The organism is Micropruina sp., assembly GCF_047606365.1.
In the GTDB taxonomy this organism is placed as follows: Bacteria; Actinomycetota; Actinomycetes; order Propionibacteriales; family Propionibacteriaceae; genus Micropruina.
In genome coordinates, this window is the sequence record NZ_JASGEN010000019.1 from 1 (window position 1) to 15,485 (window position 15,485).

The window sequence follows — 15,485 nt, forward strand, 5'->3', positions numbered from 1 at the left end:
GCTGCCGGCATTGGGGTCGTAACCACCTTGCGGGGCACCGCCGTAGGGGCTCTGGCCGGTGTTGGGGTCGTAACCGCCCTGGGCCGGTGCGCCGTAGGAGGGGGTCTGGCCAAAGGACTGGTCCGGCGTGCTGGGCGCCTGGCCGTAGCCCGACTGGGCCGGGTCGGCACCGCTGGGAGCGGAGTAGCCCTGCTGGCCGTAGCCGGGTGCGTTGTAGCCGCCCTGGGCCTCGGACCCGCTGGGTGCCGAGTAGCCCTGGCCGTAGCCGGGGGCTGCGTAGCCGCCCTGGGGGGCGTCCGAACCGCTGGTGCCGCTCGGAGCGGGCTGACCGGCGTCCCAGCTCGGAGGCTGGTAGCCGCCCTGGGCGGGGGCGTCGGTGCCGCTGCTGCCGCTCGGGGCGGGAGGAGTCGGGGCGCCCCAACCGGGCGGAGTGTACCCGGGAGCGGTGCTGCCTTGCTCGGGGGTGCCTTGATCAGGGGCGCTGTAGTCGGGAGGGGAGTAGCTGCCAGGCTCCTGGCCCTCGCCGGAGCCCTCGGGCTTATCGGGGTCGTTGTTCCACGTCTGGTTGCTCACGTGTTTCTCCTGGGTTGAGGTCAGGTGCACCGAATCCTACGGTGACCGAGGCGCAACGCTGCGGCGGCTGTCCACACCGACGGGGATAATGGCGGCGTGTCGCCGCAAATGCTCCCCGTCCGCGCCTTCGACGCGCGGCGTGGGTTGCGTGCGCTGGGTGTTTTCGGCGCGGTCGGGCTGGGCCTGAGCGGCGTCGCCGTGGTCACCGGGTTCGGCATCCCTTGCCCGTGGCGTCAGTTGACCGGGACGCTGTGTCCGCTGTGCGGCGGCACCCATGTCGGGATGGCGCTGTGGCACGGCGATCTGGCCGCGGCCTGGGCGGCGAATCAGTTCGTCGTCGGCGGCTTGGTGGTGCTGGTGCTGCTCGGTCTGCTGTGGACGATCGAAGCGCTGGGCGGGCCGGCGGTTCGTCCGCCTCGGTCGTTGCGGGGGCGTCCGGGGCTGTGGTGGGTCGTGATCGGCGCGGTCGCGGTGGTCTTCGCCGTGGTGCGCAACCTCGTGCCGCTCGGGTAGCGGCCGGACGGCTCAGGGTTCGCGTCCGCGGAACACCAGGACGAGGGCGCGGCAGCCGAGCACGAAGGCGAACAGCAGCAGGGTGAGTCCGCCGAAGGTGGAGAGCCGGAGCACCGGGGTCAGCTGCGGACCAAGTTCGCTCAGGGTGAGTGCCACCCCGCAGGCGGCTGCCGTGGCGGCGAGCACCACCAGGACGACCTGATGCAGCAGCCCGGTCAGGAAACGCCGCTCGCCGGCCTCGCCGAAGCTGTTGACCCGGACGGCCAGCGTGCCGGCCTCCAGTCGTTCGGCGATGCCGACCAGCCGGCGGGGGAGTCGTTGCAGGGCGGGCAGGTTGGCGGCGATCAGGTCCTTCACCCCGTCGCTGCCGGGCAGCGCCAGGCCGTCCGAGGTGAGCTGCGGGGTGAGGGTGCGGGCCAGCACGACCAGGTCGAGATGCGGGTCGAGCAGCCGCAGCGTGCCCTCCACCGCACCGAGCGCGCGGAAAGCGGCCGCGATCTGCCCGGGCACCCGCAGTCCGTGCCGGATCACCGCGTCGAACAGGTCGACGATCATGTCGTTGAGCGGCAGTCCGCCGGCGAATCGCATGATCAGCTCGGCCACCTCGCGTTCCAGGGCGCGTTCGTCCAGGCCGGACGGCGGAATCAGCAGGTCGCACAACGCGGACGTGGCCGCCGCGCCGTCCTGTCGGTCGAGGGCGAGCAGCAGCAACGCCAGTGAGGTGCGGGCGGTGGCGTCGATCCGGCCGACCGAGCCGAAGTCGAGCAGCGCCAGCCGTTCGTCGCGCAGCAGCATCACGTTGCCGCCGTGCAGGTCGGCGTGGAAGATGCCGGTCACCAGCAGTTGTTGCAGGACGGCGAGCAGCAGTTCTTCGGCGAGGCGCCGGCGGGTTTCGGTGTCGAGCGCGTCCAGTTCGGCAGCCGCCCGCGACAGCGGGACGCCGTCCAGGGCGTCCATGGTGAGCACCCGGGCAGAGGAGAAGGCCGGATGCGGACGCGGCACCACGATCGAACCCGCGCCGCAGGCGACGAGATTGCGCAACTCCACCCGGTAGTCGAGCTCCTCGTCGAGCGAGCGGGCGAATCCGGCGGCCAGGTCGACGGTGCCCAGCGACCGGCCCCAGGCCGTCCGGCGTTCGGCCAGGTGGGCCAGCCGGTTGACGATGTCGAGGTCGGCGGTGACGGTGGCCCGAGCCGCGGGACGTTGCACCTTGACCACGACCGCCTCGCCGCCGGGCAGCGTGGCGCGGTGCACCTGGCCGACGGACGCCGCGGCCAGCGGCTCGTCGTCGAAATCGGCGAACAACTCGTCCGGTGAGGCTCCGAGTTCCTGCTCGATCATCGTCCGGACGCGCTCCGCAGGTTCGGGCGGGACGTCGCTGTGCAGCGTGGACAGTTCCCTGATGTAGACCGCGGGCAGCAGGTCGGGCCGGGTGGCCAGCATCTGCCCGAGCTTGACGAAGGTCACCCCGCCGTCGGCCAGGGCGTCGCGCAGCGCGCGGGCCGTTCGGGCGTCCGCTTCGCCGGCACGGACGCCGGGCCGCAGATAGCGTCCCAGCCCGCGCCGGGCGAGGATGCGCAGGATCGTGAGGTAGCGGCGGCTGCGCCGCCAGCGCTGCGGTGTGGAGCGGACCAGTTCGACCGGGCCGGGCAGGGTGCCGGTCGGCACGATCGCCTCGCCGATCGCCAGCAGGCCCACCTCGATGGCGATCATCCAGGCGCCGAACAGGGTGATCACCAGGAGGGCGGCTCCGGCCGCAGGACTCCATTCGACGACCTGGCCGACGCCGAGTTCGGGCAGCGCCCAGGTCAGCAGCGGCGCGGTCGCCGCGTTGACGATCAACGACAGCACCAGGGTGCGCGGCCAGCCGACCGGGGTACCGAGCAGTCGCCGGGCCAGCCAGCCGATGATCAGTGCGTTGATCGCGGCCGAGATCAGCACGCCCAGGGTCGCCATGGCTTCACTGTATAGACGGTCCTCGGCCGCCCCCGGGTGCACGTGGTGACCCTCACGTCATCCCGGGCTCCGACCCGGGATCTCAGGCGGGAGAGAGATCCCGGATCAAGTCCGGGATGACGGTGAAGGGCTTCGATCAGCGCGTCCTCAGGGCTCGCTGAGTTCGGTGACGGAACACCCGTGCCGCGATGGGGCCCTGCGCCGGGTCGTCCTGCAGCAGCGCGCGGAGCAGGACGTTGGTGTCGATTCCGATGCGTCGCGACCGCGACTCGGTCACGGCCGTCCCTCCGGCAGGCCACGCAGGCCGCTGGCCGCACCGCCCTCGGCGATCGCCTCGTGGATCTGGGCGAGGGTCAGCGGCGGGGAATCTGGGTCATGGAGCATGCCGATCAGATCATCGACCCGGCCGGTGCGTGGCACGATCCGGTACTGGCCGTCCGACATTTTGACGAACATCACCTTGGACCCGGTGACGAGGCCGAGATCATCGCGCACGTCCTTGGGGATGGTGAGTTGTCCCTTGCTGCTCAGCGTTGCGTCGACATGATCGCCCCTTCAATCAGGGTCTGACTTTACGCGGCAGAAGTAGGTAAGAACAGAAGGACTATTCCTTACCCGAGTGGCTGACCCATCGCTGGTCGAGCTTGTCGAGACCCGAGACTCCGCGTTCACAGAGGGGTTTCGACAAGCTCAACCAGCGGGTGAGGGTCAGCTGTCGGCCATGTCTCCGGCGAGGAACTCCGAGTAGGCGGGCAGGTCGAGCTGGCCCGAGCCGGAGACGCCGATCACGATCACCGGGGAGGTGCCGTCCTCGGCCGCCTGACGTGCCTCGCGCAGAGCGCCGGCGATGGCGTGGTTCGACTCGGACGCCGGGACGATCCCTTCGGTCCGGGCGAACAGGACGCCGGCGGCGAACGCCTCGCGCTGCTTGATGCTGATCGCGTCCATCAGGCCCAGGTGCTTGACGAAGCTGAGCAGCGGCGCCATGCCGTGGTAGCGCAGGCCGCCGGCGTGCACCGGGTCGGGCACGAAGTCGGGGCCGAGGGTGTACATCTTCAGCAGCGGCGTCATGCCCGCGGTGTCGCCGAAGTCGTAGCGGTACTCGCCCTCGGTCAGCGACGGCGCCGCCTTCGGCTCGCAGGCCACCAGCCGGGTCTTCGTCCGGCCGTCCAGGTTCTCGCGCAGGAACGGCAGCGCCAGGCCACCCAGGTTCGAGCCGCCGCCGGCGCAGCCGTAGACGACGTCCGCCTGCTGCTCGCCGAACTCAGCCAGCTGCAGCAGCGCCTCCTGGCCGATCACGGTCTGGTGCAGCAGCACGTGGTTGAGCACCGAGCCCAGCGAATAGGACGCGTTCGGGTCGCCGGCAGCCACCTCGATCGCCTCCGAGATCGCCATGCCGAGCGAGCCGGTGGTGTCCGGGAAACGCTCGCGCAGCGCGCGTCCGGTCTGAGTCAGCTCGGACGGCGACGAATGCACGGTGGCGCCGAAGGTCTCCATCAGCACATGCCGGTACGGCTTGCCCTCATACGACGAGCGGACCTGCCAGATCTCGCACTCCAGGTCGAAGACGTCGCAGGCGAAAGCCAGCGCCGAACCCCACTGCCCGGCACCGGTCTCGGTGGTCAGCTTGGTCCGTCCGGCCTGCTTGTTGAAGTAGGCCTGGGCGACCGCCGAGTTGGTCTTGTGCGAACCGACCGGCGAAGCGCCTTCGTACTTGTAGTAGATCCGGGCGCTGGTGCCGAGTTCCTGCTCCAGCCGCCAGGCCCGGATCATCGGCGACGGACGCCACAACCGGTAGATGTCGCGGATCTCCTGCGGGATCTCGATCCAGCGCTCGGTGCTGGCCTCCTGAGCGATCAGGCCCATCGGGAACAGCGGGGCGAGGTCGTCTGGGGTGAGCGGCTCGCGGGTGCCGGGGTGCAGCGCAGGCGGCGGTGCCTCCGGCAGGTCGGCGACGATGTTGTACCAGTGGGTGGGAATGCTCGACTCGTCGAGGACCACCTTCGTCTTCGTAGGTGCGTTCACCCGTGCGACATTAGTGGATACCTACAGCCACTTGAACTTGCGGAACAGGAAGTACAGCACGGTCATGCCGATCACATTCATCGCCATCACCACGTAGTAACCCTGGCCCCAGTGCAGCTCGGGGATGTTGTCGAAGTTCATCCCGTAGATGGCGCCCAGAGTGGTGGGTACCGCCACGATCGCCACCGCCGAGGAGATCTTCCGCATGTCCCGGTTGTCGTCGAAACTGGCCCGGGCCAGTGCCGTCTGCAGGATGTTGCTGAGCTGGTCCTCCAGTGCGACCACGGTCTCCCGGACGGCCTGGACGCGCTCGGCGAGTTCGCGGAAGTACGGTTTCGCGTTGGCGTGGATCCGCCCGAAGTCCCGGGTGTAGAGCGCGGTCAGCGGGGCACAGAGCGGGACGACCCGGCGGCGGAACTCGATCAGCTCACGTTTGATCTGGTAGGTCCGCTCCAGGTCGGGTTCGCGGCGATCGCCGAAGACGAGCTGCTCACAGTCCTCGACATCGTCCTCCATCTGCTCGGCGACCCGCTCGAAGTCGTCGATCGCCACCGACAGGCAGGCGTACAGCACCCGGGACGGCCCGCGCGGCATATCGTCGGATTCCTGCTCGACCAGGGCACGGACCTCCGGCATCCGGGAGGGTCCGCTGTGCCGTGAGGTCATCACGTACCAGTCGCCGAGGAAGACCATCAACTCGCCGGTGGTGACGATCTCGGGCGGTGCGTCGGCGTCCCGCTCCTGGTAGGCGACGGTCGACACCACGAAGAACAGGTGCTCGTCGAAGCGTTCGAGCTTCGACCGCCGATGGCCGTGGACGGCGTCCTCGATGGCCAGCTCGTGCAGGCCCAGGTGCTCGCCGAAGGTCGACATGGTCTGCTGTGACGGATTGTGCAGCCCGAGCCACAGGTAGCCGTCGCCGGCGCGGGCCGAGGTCACCGCGGATTCCAGGTCGGGGGAGGGTAATCGGTGGCCGGCGTGGTAGCGGGCCCACGTCCATTCCGGCGGAACGTAGCCCGGTTCCGAGAGGGCGCTATCGGTGTCGGCGACCGGGGCGTCCCAGTTGCTCTGAGCTGTCGTCATGGCGGTCTCCCTTGCCCGAGCCGCCGCAATGCTACGTCGCCGGTCAGTCCGACGGAAGCAACTGCGCCATCCAGCTTTCGACGGCGTCCGGTTCGCGGGGCAGCCGCGACGACAGAATTTCGCAACCGTCGGCGGTGATCAGCACGTCGTCCTCGATCCGGACGCCGATGCCGCGCAACTCCTCGGGCACCAGCAGGTCCGTCGACTTGAAGTACAGCCCAGGTTCGACGGTGATCACCATGCCCGGTCGCAGGGTGCCCTCGCGGTAGTTCTCCTGCCGGGCCTGAGCGCAGTCATGGACGTCGATGCCGAGATGGTGGGACGTGCCGTGCACCATCCAGCGCCGGTGATGGCCACCGGCGGTCGGATCGAGCGACTCCTCGACCGATACCGGCAGCAGGCCCCAGTCGTGCAGGTGCTCGGAGATCACCCGGATCGCCGCCGCATGGACGTCGCCGAACTTCGCGCCCGGACGAGCCGCCTCGATCCCGGCCCGCTGCGCCGCCAGGACGGCGTCGTACACCTTCCGCTGGGCCGGCGAGAACCGTCCGGAGACCGGCAGGGTACGGGTGATGTCGGCGGTGTACAGGCTGTCCCGCTCCACCCCGGCGTCCAGCAGCAGCAGGTCGCCGGGCCGCAGCTCACCGTCGTTGTTGATCCAGTGCAGCGTGTTCGCGTGATCGCCGGACGCCGCGATGGTGTCGTAGCCGACCGCGTTCCCAGCGTGCCGGGCGTACAGCCCGAACACCCCTTCCACCCAGCGCTCGCCGCGACCGCGGCGCACCGCCTCGGGCAGCGAGGCGACCACGGCTTCGAAGCCGTCCGCGGTGGCGTCGCAGGCGGCCCGCAACTCGTCGGCCTCGTAGTCGTCCTTGATCAGCCGGAGCTCGCTCAGCGCGGTGGCCAGCCGGCTGTCGGCCAGCGCGTCCGCCTCGGTGCCGAGTTCGGCGCGCTGCGCCCCGATGGACGCGGTGACCTCGGCGTCGGCGTCCGCCACGACCAGCACCCGGGTGGCGCCGGCGTTCTTGGCCAGCGCGTCGCCGAGCTGGCTGATCGGCGCGCAGGACAGGCCGCTGATCGCCTCCATCTCGGCCAGCGACTCGCGCTGGCCGACCCACATCTCGCCGTAGCGGGAGTCGGCGTAGAACTCCGGATCGGTGCGCGGCGCGCGCGGCTTGAAGTAGAGCGTGGCGTCGTGGCCGTCGTCGGTCGGCTCGAGCACCAGCACCGCGCCCGGCTCGCGGTCGGTGCCCAGCCCGGTCAGGTGCGCGAACGCCGAATGCGGCCGGAACCGGTAGTCGGTGTCGTTGGACCGCGCCTTCAGCTCGCCGGCCGGGATGACCAGCCGGTCACCCGGGAACAGCGCGCTGATCGCCGCCCGGCGAGCCGCGGTGAACGCGGTCGCCGGGAGGGCGTCCGGAAGCTCGTCGGAGTACGGCGCCCAGCCCTGCGGGATGAACGCCTTGAACGGCTCCGAGAACGGGGTTTGCCGGTTCGGCAGCGGCTTGTCGGCGGCCTCGCCGGCCGGGGTGGCGGCGTCGGTCACGATCAGCTGTTCCAGCGCAGGACCGCCCAGGACTCCTTCTCGCGGCCCAGGATGGACAGGCTGGCCACCTCGACCGGGAAGGCCTGGCCGAAGATCAGCGGGAAGTCGAGCCAGCACAGTGCCAGCACTCGGGAGGCGTGCCCGTGGCCGAAGCAGATCGCCTTGTCAACGCCCGATTCGCGGACCCGGCGGACGACCCGGCTGAGCCGCTCGCGGACCTGGTCGGCGGTCTCGCCGTTGGGGACGCCGTTGAACCACAGCCGCCAGCCCGGGTGGTACTTCTCGCGGATCTCGAGCGAGGTCTTGCCCTCGTAATCGCCGTAGTTCCACTCCTGCAGGTCGTCGGTCACCTCGTAGTCGGTGAAGCCGGCCAGCTCGGCGGTGCGCTGGGCCCGCTTCCGGGGGCTGGTCAGGACCAGGCCGAACTCGCTGGGGTCGATCTTCGAGCGCAGCGCCTTGGCCTGCTCCTCACCCTGCGGGGTCAGGTCGAGGTCGGTGTAGGACGTGTGCTGGCCGGACACGGTCCACGGGGTCTGGCCGTGACGGACGAGGTAAAGGAGTGTCATGCGGCCATCTAACCGTGTCCGTGGCGAGTTGGGGAGACCGGGTGTCCACGGCTGGCCCGCTCAAGCCCGGTGGAGCCACTAGAGTCGAGCCCACAACTCCAGGAGGTATTCCATGCAGGCTGCTGCCACCGCTCAATCGAGGCTGCTGGCGTTGCAGTCCATCGATACCGCCATCGCCCAGCTGGAGCATCGCCGGCGCTCACTGCCCGAACTCGCCCAGATCGCCGAGAAGCAGCAGGCCCGGCGCCGTCAGGGCGAACAGCTGATCGCGGCGAACACCGCGGTCAGCGATCTCGAGTTGGACGTCGCCAAGGCCGAGGCCGATCTGGTGCCGGTGCGGGAGCGTCTCGAACGCGACCAGCAGCGGGTCAACTCAGGCGCGGTCACCGACCCCAAGCAGCTGAACGCACTGCTGGACGAGATCGCCCACCTCAAGCGGCGGATCAGCGATCTCGAGGACGTCGAACTGGAGCTGATGGAGAGCCTCGACCAGGCCACCGCCACCCGCGACGAGGTGGTCGCCGCCCGCGCGGAGGGAGAGACGGAACTGCGGGCACTGCTGGCGTCCCGGGACGAGCAGCTCGGCGTGATCGACGGCGAACTGGCCGACCGGAACACCGAGCGGGCCGCGCTCGCCGCGGAGCTTCCCGCCGACCTGGTCGAGCTGTACGACCGGATCCGGGTCAAGAGCGGCTCCGGGGCCGCCGCACTGATCCGTCGCCGCTGCTCCGGCTGCCAGCTGGAAGCGACCGCCGCCGACCTGAACCGGTACCGGGCCGCCGCGCCCGATGAGGTGCTGCGCTGCGAGGAGTGCAACCGGATCCTGGTCCGCACCGCCGAATCCGGGCTGTGATGGCGCGGGCACCCCGGCTGCCGCAGAAGCCGCCCGAGGGCGGTGAGCCGGAGGATCAGCCTCGTCCGAGCACCGAGGACGCCGACCGCGTCCGTCAGATTACGTCCGATCCGGACGAGTCTGAGGCCGCTGAGGCGGAATCCCCTTCAGATCGGACGTAATCTGACGAACTAGCTGGCCGGACACCCCCACCGCCGGACGAGCGTCATCCCGGCTGTCCGTCATCCAGCCGGACCACCGTCATCCCGTCGGACCACCGTCATCCCGTCGGACCCACGTCATCCCGGCGGACGCCGGGATCTCCGGCTGATCAACCGCCGGCCGCGCGGAGATCCCGGGTCGAGCCCGGAATGACGGTTGTTGGCCAGGTATCACCGGGGTCGCGCGGGACTACTTTGAGATATGCGATACCGGTCCCGTTCGGTCCGGGGTATCCGGGCCTATGCCGTGTGTGGCGTGAACAGCATCTCGTTCGCGCTCACGGCCACCGAGTTCGCCCGCAAGGGGCTGCTCGGGTTCTGTGTCGAGCGGGCCGCCGAGGGTGGGCCGTTCCTGTGGCTGCGTGGCTTCAAGGTGTTCCGGTCGCTGGTGCCCGATCCGCAGCCGGACGACGAGGTGTCCACCTACACCCACCCGATCCAGGCGCTGGTCTGGGACGACTTCACGCTGCGTCCGGACACCAGTTACACCTACCGGTTCCACCCGATGCGCGGGACGCCGGCCAAGCCACGCCGTAACCAGCCGATCACCCTCACCATTCGCACCGAGCCGCTGCACGGGGCGATCCACGACGTCGTGTTCAACCGCGGGGTGGCGTCCAGCCAGGCCTATCAGCGCCAGTTCGGTGGCAAGTCGCCCGACCGGCAGCCCACGCCCGAACGACGGCAGGCCGCGCTGGACTGGCTCAGCCGTGACCTGGACGACGTGCTGCTCGGCTTCATCCGTTCCGCCGGGCCGGGCGATTCGCTGCACGGCGCCTTCTACGAGTTCAGCTACCGCCCAGTGCTGGACGAGTTGGCGGCCGCTGCCGGCCGAGGCGTCGACCTCCGGCTGGTCGTCGATTTCAAGGAGGTCGACGGTGGCCCACGGACGTCCAATATCGCCGCGATCGCCGCCGCCGGCTTCCCGGACGGGACGATCGTGCCGCGTGAGGCCCGGGTCTCCGCGATCGCGCACAACAAATTCCTGGTGCTGGCCCGGGCCGGTGCACCACAGCAGGTCTGGACCGGTTCCACCAATCTGACCATGGGCGGTGTGCACGGCCAGTCGAACGTCGGCCAGCTGATCACCGATGCGGCCACGGCAAGGGCTTACACCGCCTATTGGGAGCTGCTGGCCGGCGATCCGGGCGGACGTCGCGACGACTCGGCGTCCGAGAAGCGCAGCCGCAACGCGGCCTTCAAAGCCGAGGTGGCGACGCTCAGCCCCGCACCCATCGACCGGGCCGGGGTGCCGTCCGGGATCACGCCGGTGTTCAGCCCGCGGCCCGATCTCGGCGCGCTGCAGCTGTACGCCCGGCTGATCGGCGGCGACGCCACCTCACTGGTCTGCGCCACCTTCGCCTTCGGCATCGCCCAGGAGATCGCGGACGCGGCCGGCGCCGGCACCCCGGACGGTCCGCTGCGGTTCTTCCTGCTGGAGACCCGCGGCAAGGCCACCGTCCAACTGGACGCCAGCCGCAACGTCTATCAGGCCTGGGGCGCCGAGTTGGACCATCCGCTGGGCCGCTGGGTGGCCGAAACCACCACCCGCGAACTCGGACTCAACGTGCACGTGGCGTTCATCCACGACAAATTCGCCCTCTGTGACCCGCTCGGCGCCGATCCGATCGTGGTCACCGGCTCGGCCAACTTCTCCCGCGCGTCCACCCTGGAGAACGACGAGAACATGGTGATCATCCGCGGCGACCGCCGGGTCGCCGACATCTACTTCACCGAGTTCAACCGGCTGTTCTTCCACTACTACTTCCGCTCGGTGGTGCAGCGCATCTCCAGCCGTCCGGACGCCCCGGCCGCCGACCCGCAGGCCGTCGACCTGGTCGAGAACGACACCTGGACGCTCAAGTACGCGCCCGGCACGCTCCGCGCCAAACGAGTGGCGAAGCTGGCCGAGATGGCGGGCGCTCAGCCCGGCTGAGCCGGTTTGCCTGTGGCCGGGGGAGGAGATCCCGGGGCAAGCCCGGGATGACACCTCAGCGGGACCCACCGGGATGACGAGACCCAACCGTCATCCCGGCGGACGCCGGGATCTCCGCGGCGGGGCTACTCCTTGTCGGCGTCCGAGACCAGGTACGCGGTGCCGGAGGCGACAGCGGTGACGGCGAGAACCGAGGGCCAAGCGCCGATCCGCTTCGCCAGCGGGTGCGACAGCCCGAACGCGCCCACGTACAGCGCCGACAGTCCGGCTGCGGCGGCCCAGCCGTGCCGGGCGTACCAGGTGCGGGCCGCCCAGGCGCCGGCGACGCCCAGCAGCACGCCGCCCAACGGGCGAATTCCGGACTCGCGGGCCGTCAGCCAGCCGCCGATCAGTCCGACTGCGGTGACGGCGGCGGTGTTCACATCTTTGGCGGGCTTCATGGAGGTCAGCCTAGGTCGGAGTCTCGACAAGCTCGACCAACGGTGGGCGGGGGTCGGGTCAGGCCCGTAGCAGCGCGGCGATCTCGGAGTGGCCGAGGCGCTCGGCGTGCTGCAGTGCGGTCACCCCGGAGGCGTCCGGGATGGTGCGGTCCACACCGGCGGCGAGCAGGATTCGCACCACCTCCTGGTGGCGGGGTCCGCCGTCGCCGAGGATCACCGCCTCGAGCAGCGCCGTCCAGCCCAGATCGTTGACGTGGTCGAGGTCGACGTCGGTCCGCACCACCCGGCGCAGGTATTCGACGTGGCCGCGTTCGCTGGCCGGGATCGGCGAGAGCCCGCCGAACCGGTTGCGGATGGTCAGGTCCGGTTTCGCCGGCAGCAGCACCTCGAGCATCGCCACGCTGCCGGTCACCCCGGTGACCAGCCAGGGCGTGTCGTGCCGGTCGTCGAGGGCGTCCGGGTCGGCGCCGTGTGCGACCAGAACCCGCGCCGCCTCGACGGCGTCGTTGGCGCTGGCCAGCAGCAGTGCGGTGCGGCGGTGCGAGTCCCGGGTCTCGATGTCGGCACCGGCCCGCAGCGCCACCGCGACCGCCTCGGCGTCACCGTCCGCGGCTGCCTTCAGCAGCGCGGCGTCCGGATCGGCGGGTGATCGGGTGCCACCGCTCGGACCCGGCGTCGCCACCGCACCGGGTTCCGGCGGCACCGAGCCCGGCGCCGTCCCGCCCGCGCAGGCTCCGAGGAAGAGCGCGAGCGGAAGCACCGCCAGGCCGGGGCGGAACCTCATCGGGTCGGGTCCGTGATGACCTGGTACGGGCCGGACGCCACCGGCTCGTCGAATTTGCTGTCCACGTAGAGGATTCTGCCGTCCAGCACCTTGGCCGTGGTCAGCACCCGGTCGGGCGAGCTGTCCCGCTGGCCGAGCAGCACCGCCGTGCGGCCGTCCCGGGTCAGCCGCAGGGTGGCGATCATCCGGGAGAAGTTGCGCACCACGGTCAGCCGGCTGCCCTGCCGGACCAGACCGTCGGCGTCGACCAGGTCGGCGCCATCGGTGCGCACCTCGCGCGCGGCGCCGCTGCGGGTCGCGAACCGCCACAGCTTGCCAGTGTTGCCCTGGGCGACCACGAAGGCGCTGCGATCGGCGCTCAGCACGATGCCGCCGAGGTTGAAGCCGGGCAGCCGCTCGATCCGGTCCGAGGCGTCCGCCCACAGGGTGGCCCGCCAGCCGCCGCGGCCCGGTGCCACCCGGAAGATCTGCGGATCGTTGGAGTTGGTGAAGTAGGCGGCGCCGTCCGGGCCGATCGCGACGTCGTTGAGGAAGACGTCCTCGCCAGGTGCCCGGAGCGCGGCCAGCAACTTGCCGTGTGCGTCGTAGACCCACAGGTCCGGACGGCCGGTGCCGATCCCGTTCGGTCCGCCGGCGATGTAGACCCGGCCCTGGGCGTCGACGGTGATGCCGCGGGCGGTGAAGCGTCCGTCGGTGCCGTCGCCGGCCAGCCACTGCTCGGTCTGCGCCCGTCCGGCCCAGCCGCGATGGATCTCGCCGCCGGTGACCTCGCTGACATAGAACCGGCCACGCCGCTGATCGGCGCCGATGCCCTCGAATTTGGAGCCGGCCGGGTTGTCGGCGCTGACCGGGTCGCCCTGCAGCAAGTAGGTCGCGGGCCGGCCGTGGCCATGCTGGTGGCCGTGGTCGTGGCCGGAATGCGCGGACGCCGGCGCGGCTCCGACGGCGAGCGTCGCGCCGAGCGCGACGGCGGTCAGGGACGCGACGATCGTGGTGCGGTTCATGGGGCTCTCCTGAGTCCGGGGATCTGACGCTTCCACTGTGCGGCGCGGACGGCGACGAGACGTCGGGCAATCGGGTGCCGCCGGATAGCCGATCGGCTGATGCCCGACGTCGCCTACTCGCCTAGGCTGAACGGTCATGTCCGACCGCAGCTCCCTCGCGCCCAGACCGGGCGAGCACGGCATCCTCGCGCCGGCCGGACGGCTCGATCGGTGGCTGTTGGTCGTCCTGGTGGTGCTGTTGGTCACCTGCGCGGTGCGCTACCTCGATCGGCACGGTTTCGGCGCGCCCAGCGGGGGCGTGCTCACCGCCGCGCTGGCGCTCGGCGTCGCCTACGCGACCCGGGGGTTGCTGCGGGGCAGCAACTGGTGGCCGACGGCCTGGGCGGTGGCGATGGTGGCGTTGTGGGCGGGGCTGACGGTGGCGGCGCCGTCCTTCGCCTGGTGTGCGGTGCCGGTGGCGTTCGCCGTGCTGCAGGTGTTGCCGTTCGGTTGGGCGGTCACGGTCGTGATGGCGATGACCGTGGTGCTGACCGTGTCGTGGGCGCGGATCACCGACGGAGTCGACCCGGTGCAGATCGTCGGCCCGATCGGGGTGGCGCTACTCACGGTGCTCGCCTACCGCGCGCTTGACCGCGAGTCGCGGGCCCGTCAGCAGGTGCTGGAGCAGCTCGTCGAAGCGCAGGACGATCTGGCTCAGGAGCAGCACCGCAGCGGTGCGCTCGCCGAGCGGACCCGGTTGTCGCGCGAGATCCACGACTCGGTGGGGCAGGGCCTGTCCAGCATCAATTTGCTGCTCCAAGCCGCTGAGCAGGCCTGGGAGGTCCAGCCGGCCGCCGTCCGCGACCACGTCCGGACGGCGGCGGCGACCGCCCGTGACGGCCTGGACGAGGTGCGTCGCGTCGTCCGGGATCTGGCGCCGGCCGAGCTCTCCGACGACCCCAGCGGCGCGGCGCTGCCGACCGCATTGCGCCGGTTGGCCGAGACCAGGGCCGGTCTGGACGTCGCCGTGCGGGTGCACGGCGAACCGGTGCCGGTGCCGTCCGACATCGCTGCCGCGCTGGTCCGGACGGCTCGTGGTGCGCTGGCCAATGTGGTCGAGCACGCCGCAGCGAGCCGGGCCGTGGTCACCCTCACCTATCAGCCGGACGCCGTGCTGCTCGACGTCCGCGATGACGGACGGGGCTTCGTCCCCGACACCGTCCGAGCCTCGGGGACTCGGGGACGCGGCCTGGCCGGCATCCGGACCCGCGCCGAGGATCTGGGCGGCTGGGCCGCCGTGGAGAGCGCGCCCGGCGAAGGCACCACGGTGTCGGTCTGCTTCCCCGGCCCGGTGCCCCGAAGGAGTACCCGATGATCCGGATCGTGCTGGTTGACGACCATCCGGTGGTGCGCGCCGGGCTGCGTGCCCTGCTCGCCGGCCAGCCGGACCTGAGCGTGGTTGGCGAGGCCGACGGGCTGAGTCGCGCGTTGAGCGTGGTGACCGAGGCACGTCCCGAGGTGGTGCTGATGGACCTGAGTCTCGGCACGTCCGGACCCGGGGGTGCCGAGGCGACCGCGGCGCTACGAGCCCTGCCGGAACCACCCGAGGTGCTGGTGCTGACCACCTACGACACCGAGTCGGACATTCTGCGCGCCCTGGAGGCAGGTGCCCGCGGCTACCTGCTCAAGGACGCGCCGCCCGAGGAGCTGTTCGCCGGCATCCGCGCCACGGCGCGCGGCGAGACGGTGCTGGCGCCGTCGGTGGCGGCCACCCTGGTGCGCCGGGCCACGCCCGGAGCGATCACCATCACCGAACGCGAGGTCGAGGTGCTCGAACTGCTGGCCTACGGGCTGGGGAATAAGGAGCTTGCCCGGGAGTTGTTCGTGTCAGAGGCCACGGTGAAGTCCCACCTGTCGCACATCTACGCCAAGCTCGGCGTGGACACCCGGGCGGGCGCGGTGGCCGCCGCGATCGAGCGGCGGATCATCCGGCACTGACCCCGCCGTCCGCCGTCCGGATCGCCATC

At 70.8% G+C, this 15,485-nt stretch carries 14 protein-coding genes and 1 pseudogene; 5 read left to right on the plus strand and 10 right to left on the minus strand.

Going from position 1 to position 15,485, the window contains the following annotated elements; translation table 11 throughout:
- Nucleotides 1–573 (minus strand): annotated as a pseudogene (locus QM624_RS02555) (hypothetical protein); the annotation flags it as partial.
- A 96-nt stretch (nt 574–669) separates the two neighbouring features.
- Between QM624_RS02555 and QM624_RS02560 the strand changes: the two are divergent.
- Entirely contained in the window at nt 670–1,086 is a 417-nt protein-coding gene (locus tag QM624_RS02560; protein WP_415088540.1) for a DUF2752 domain-containing protein, read from the plus strand.
- A gap of 12 nt (nt 1,087–1,098) precedes the next feature.
- On the opposite strand, the gene QM624_RS02565 is transcribed toward QM624_RS02560, so the two are convergent.
- From QM624_RS02565 to QM624_RS02590, 6 genes are all read right to left on the minus strand, one after another.
- A complete protein-coding gene (locus QM624_RS02565) occupies nt 1,099–3,042 on the minus strand; it encodes an ABC1 kinase family protein (RefSeq protein ID WP_415088541.1) in 1,944 nt (647 codons plus the stop codon).
- A gap of 273 nt (nt 3,043–3,315) precedes the next feature.
- A complete protein-coding gene (locus QM624_RS02570; RefSeq protein WP_415088606.1) occupies nt 3,316–3,573 on the minus strand; it encodes an AbrB/MazE/SpoVT family DNA-binding domain-containing protein in 258 nt (85 codons plus the stop codon).
- 177 nt (nt 3,574–3,750) lie between these two features.
- On the minus strand, nt 3,751–5,067 hold the full coding sequence (locus QM624_RS02575; protein WP_415088542.1) for a TrpB-like pyridoxal phosphate-dependent enzyme: 1,317 nt from the start codon (nt 5,065–5,067) through the stop codon (nt 3,751–3,753).
- A gap of 21 nt (nt 5,068–5,088) precedes the next feature.
- Nucleotides 5,089–6,150: a magnesium and cobalt transport protein CorA gene (locus QM624_RS02580; protein WP_415088543.1), complete on the minus strand. Its 1,062-nt coding sequence runs from the start codon at nt 6,148–6,150 to the stop codon at nt 5,089–5,091.
- A 43-nt stretch (nt 6,151–6,193) separates the two neighbouring features.
- Nucleotides 6,194–7,696: an aminopeptidase P family protein gene (locus QM624_RS02585; protein WP_415088544.1), complete on the minus strand. Its 1,503-nt coding sequence runs from the start codon at nt 7,694–7,696 to the stop codon at nt 6,194–6,196.
- Nucleotides 7,697–7,698: 2 nt separating this feature from the next.
- Nucleotides 7,699–8,262, minus strand: a complete 564-nt coding sequence (locus tag QM624_RS02590) for a histidine phosphatase family protein (RefSeq protein ID WP_415088545.1) — start codon at nt 8,260–8,262, stop codon at nt 7,699–7,701.
- 112 nt (nt 8,263–8,374) lie between these two features.
- On the opposite strand from QM624_RS02590, the gene QM624_RS02595 reads away from it, so the two are divergent.
- On the plus strand, nt 8,375–9,115 hold the full coding sequence (locus QM624_RS02595; RefSeq protein WP_415088546.1) for a zinc ribbon domain-containing protein: 741 nt from the start codon (nt 8,375–8,377) through the stop codon (nt 9,113–9,115).
- 456 nt (nt 9,116–9,571) lie between these two features.
- Nucleotides 9,572–11,251, plus strand: coding sequence for a phospholipase D-like domain-containing protein (locus tag QM624_RS02600; RefSeq protein WP_415088547.1), 1,680 nt, complete (start codon nt 9,572–9,574; stop codon nt 11,249–11,251).
- 125 nt (nt 11,252–11,376) lie between these two features.
- Here QM624_RS02600 and QM624_RS02605 read toward each other — a convergent pair whose 3' ends face one another.
- The 3 genes from QM624_RS02605 to QM624_RS02615 are packed head-to-tail and all read right to left on the minus strand — an operon-like array spanning nt 11,377 to nt 13,479.
- On the minus strand, nt 11,377–11,691 hold the full coding sequence (locus QM624_RS02605) for a hypothetical protein (RefSeq protein ID WP_298130097.1): 315 nt from the start codon (nt 11,689–11,691) through the stop codon (nt 11,377–11,379).
- A gap of 58 nt (nt 11,692–11,749) precedes the next feature.
- Nucleotides 11,750–12,475: an ankyrin repeat domain-containing protein gene (locus tag QM624_RS02610; protein ID WP_415088548.1), complete on the minus strand. Its 726-nt coding sequence runs from the start codon at nt 12,473–12,475 to the stop codon at nt 11,750–11,752.
- The gene (locus QM624_RS02615) at nt 12,472–13,479 is read right to left on the minus strand and encodes an SMP-30/gluconolactonase/LRE family protein (RefSeq protein WP_415088549.1); all 1,008 of its coding nucleotides are present in this window, start codon (nt 13,477–13,479) and stop codon (nt 12,472–12,474) included. The genes QM624_RS02610 and QM624_RS02615 overlap by 4 nt, the downstream gene beginning before the upstream one ends.
- Before the next feature lie 136 nt (nt 13,480–13,615).
- Between QM624_RS02615 and QM624_RS02620 the strand changes: the two genes are divergently transcribed.
- Complete coding sequence (locus QM624_RS02620) at nt 13,616–14,833, plus strand: sensor histidine kinase (RefSeq protein ID WP_415088550.1); 1,218 nt, start codon at nt 13,616–13,618, stop codon at nt 14,831–14,833.
- A complete protein-coding gene (locus tag QM624_RS02625; RefSeq protein ID WP_415088551.1) occupies nt 14,830–15,456 on the plus strand; it encodes a response regulator in 627 nt (208 codons plus the stop codon). Before QM624_RS02620 ends, QM624_RS02625 begins: the two co-directional genes overlap by 4 nt.
- The last annotated feature ends 29 nt before the right edge of the window (nt 15,457–15,485 follow it).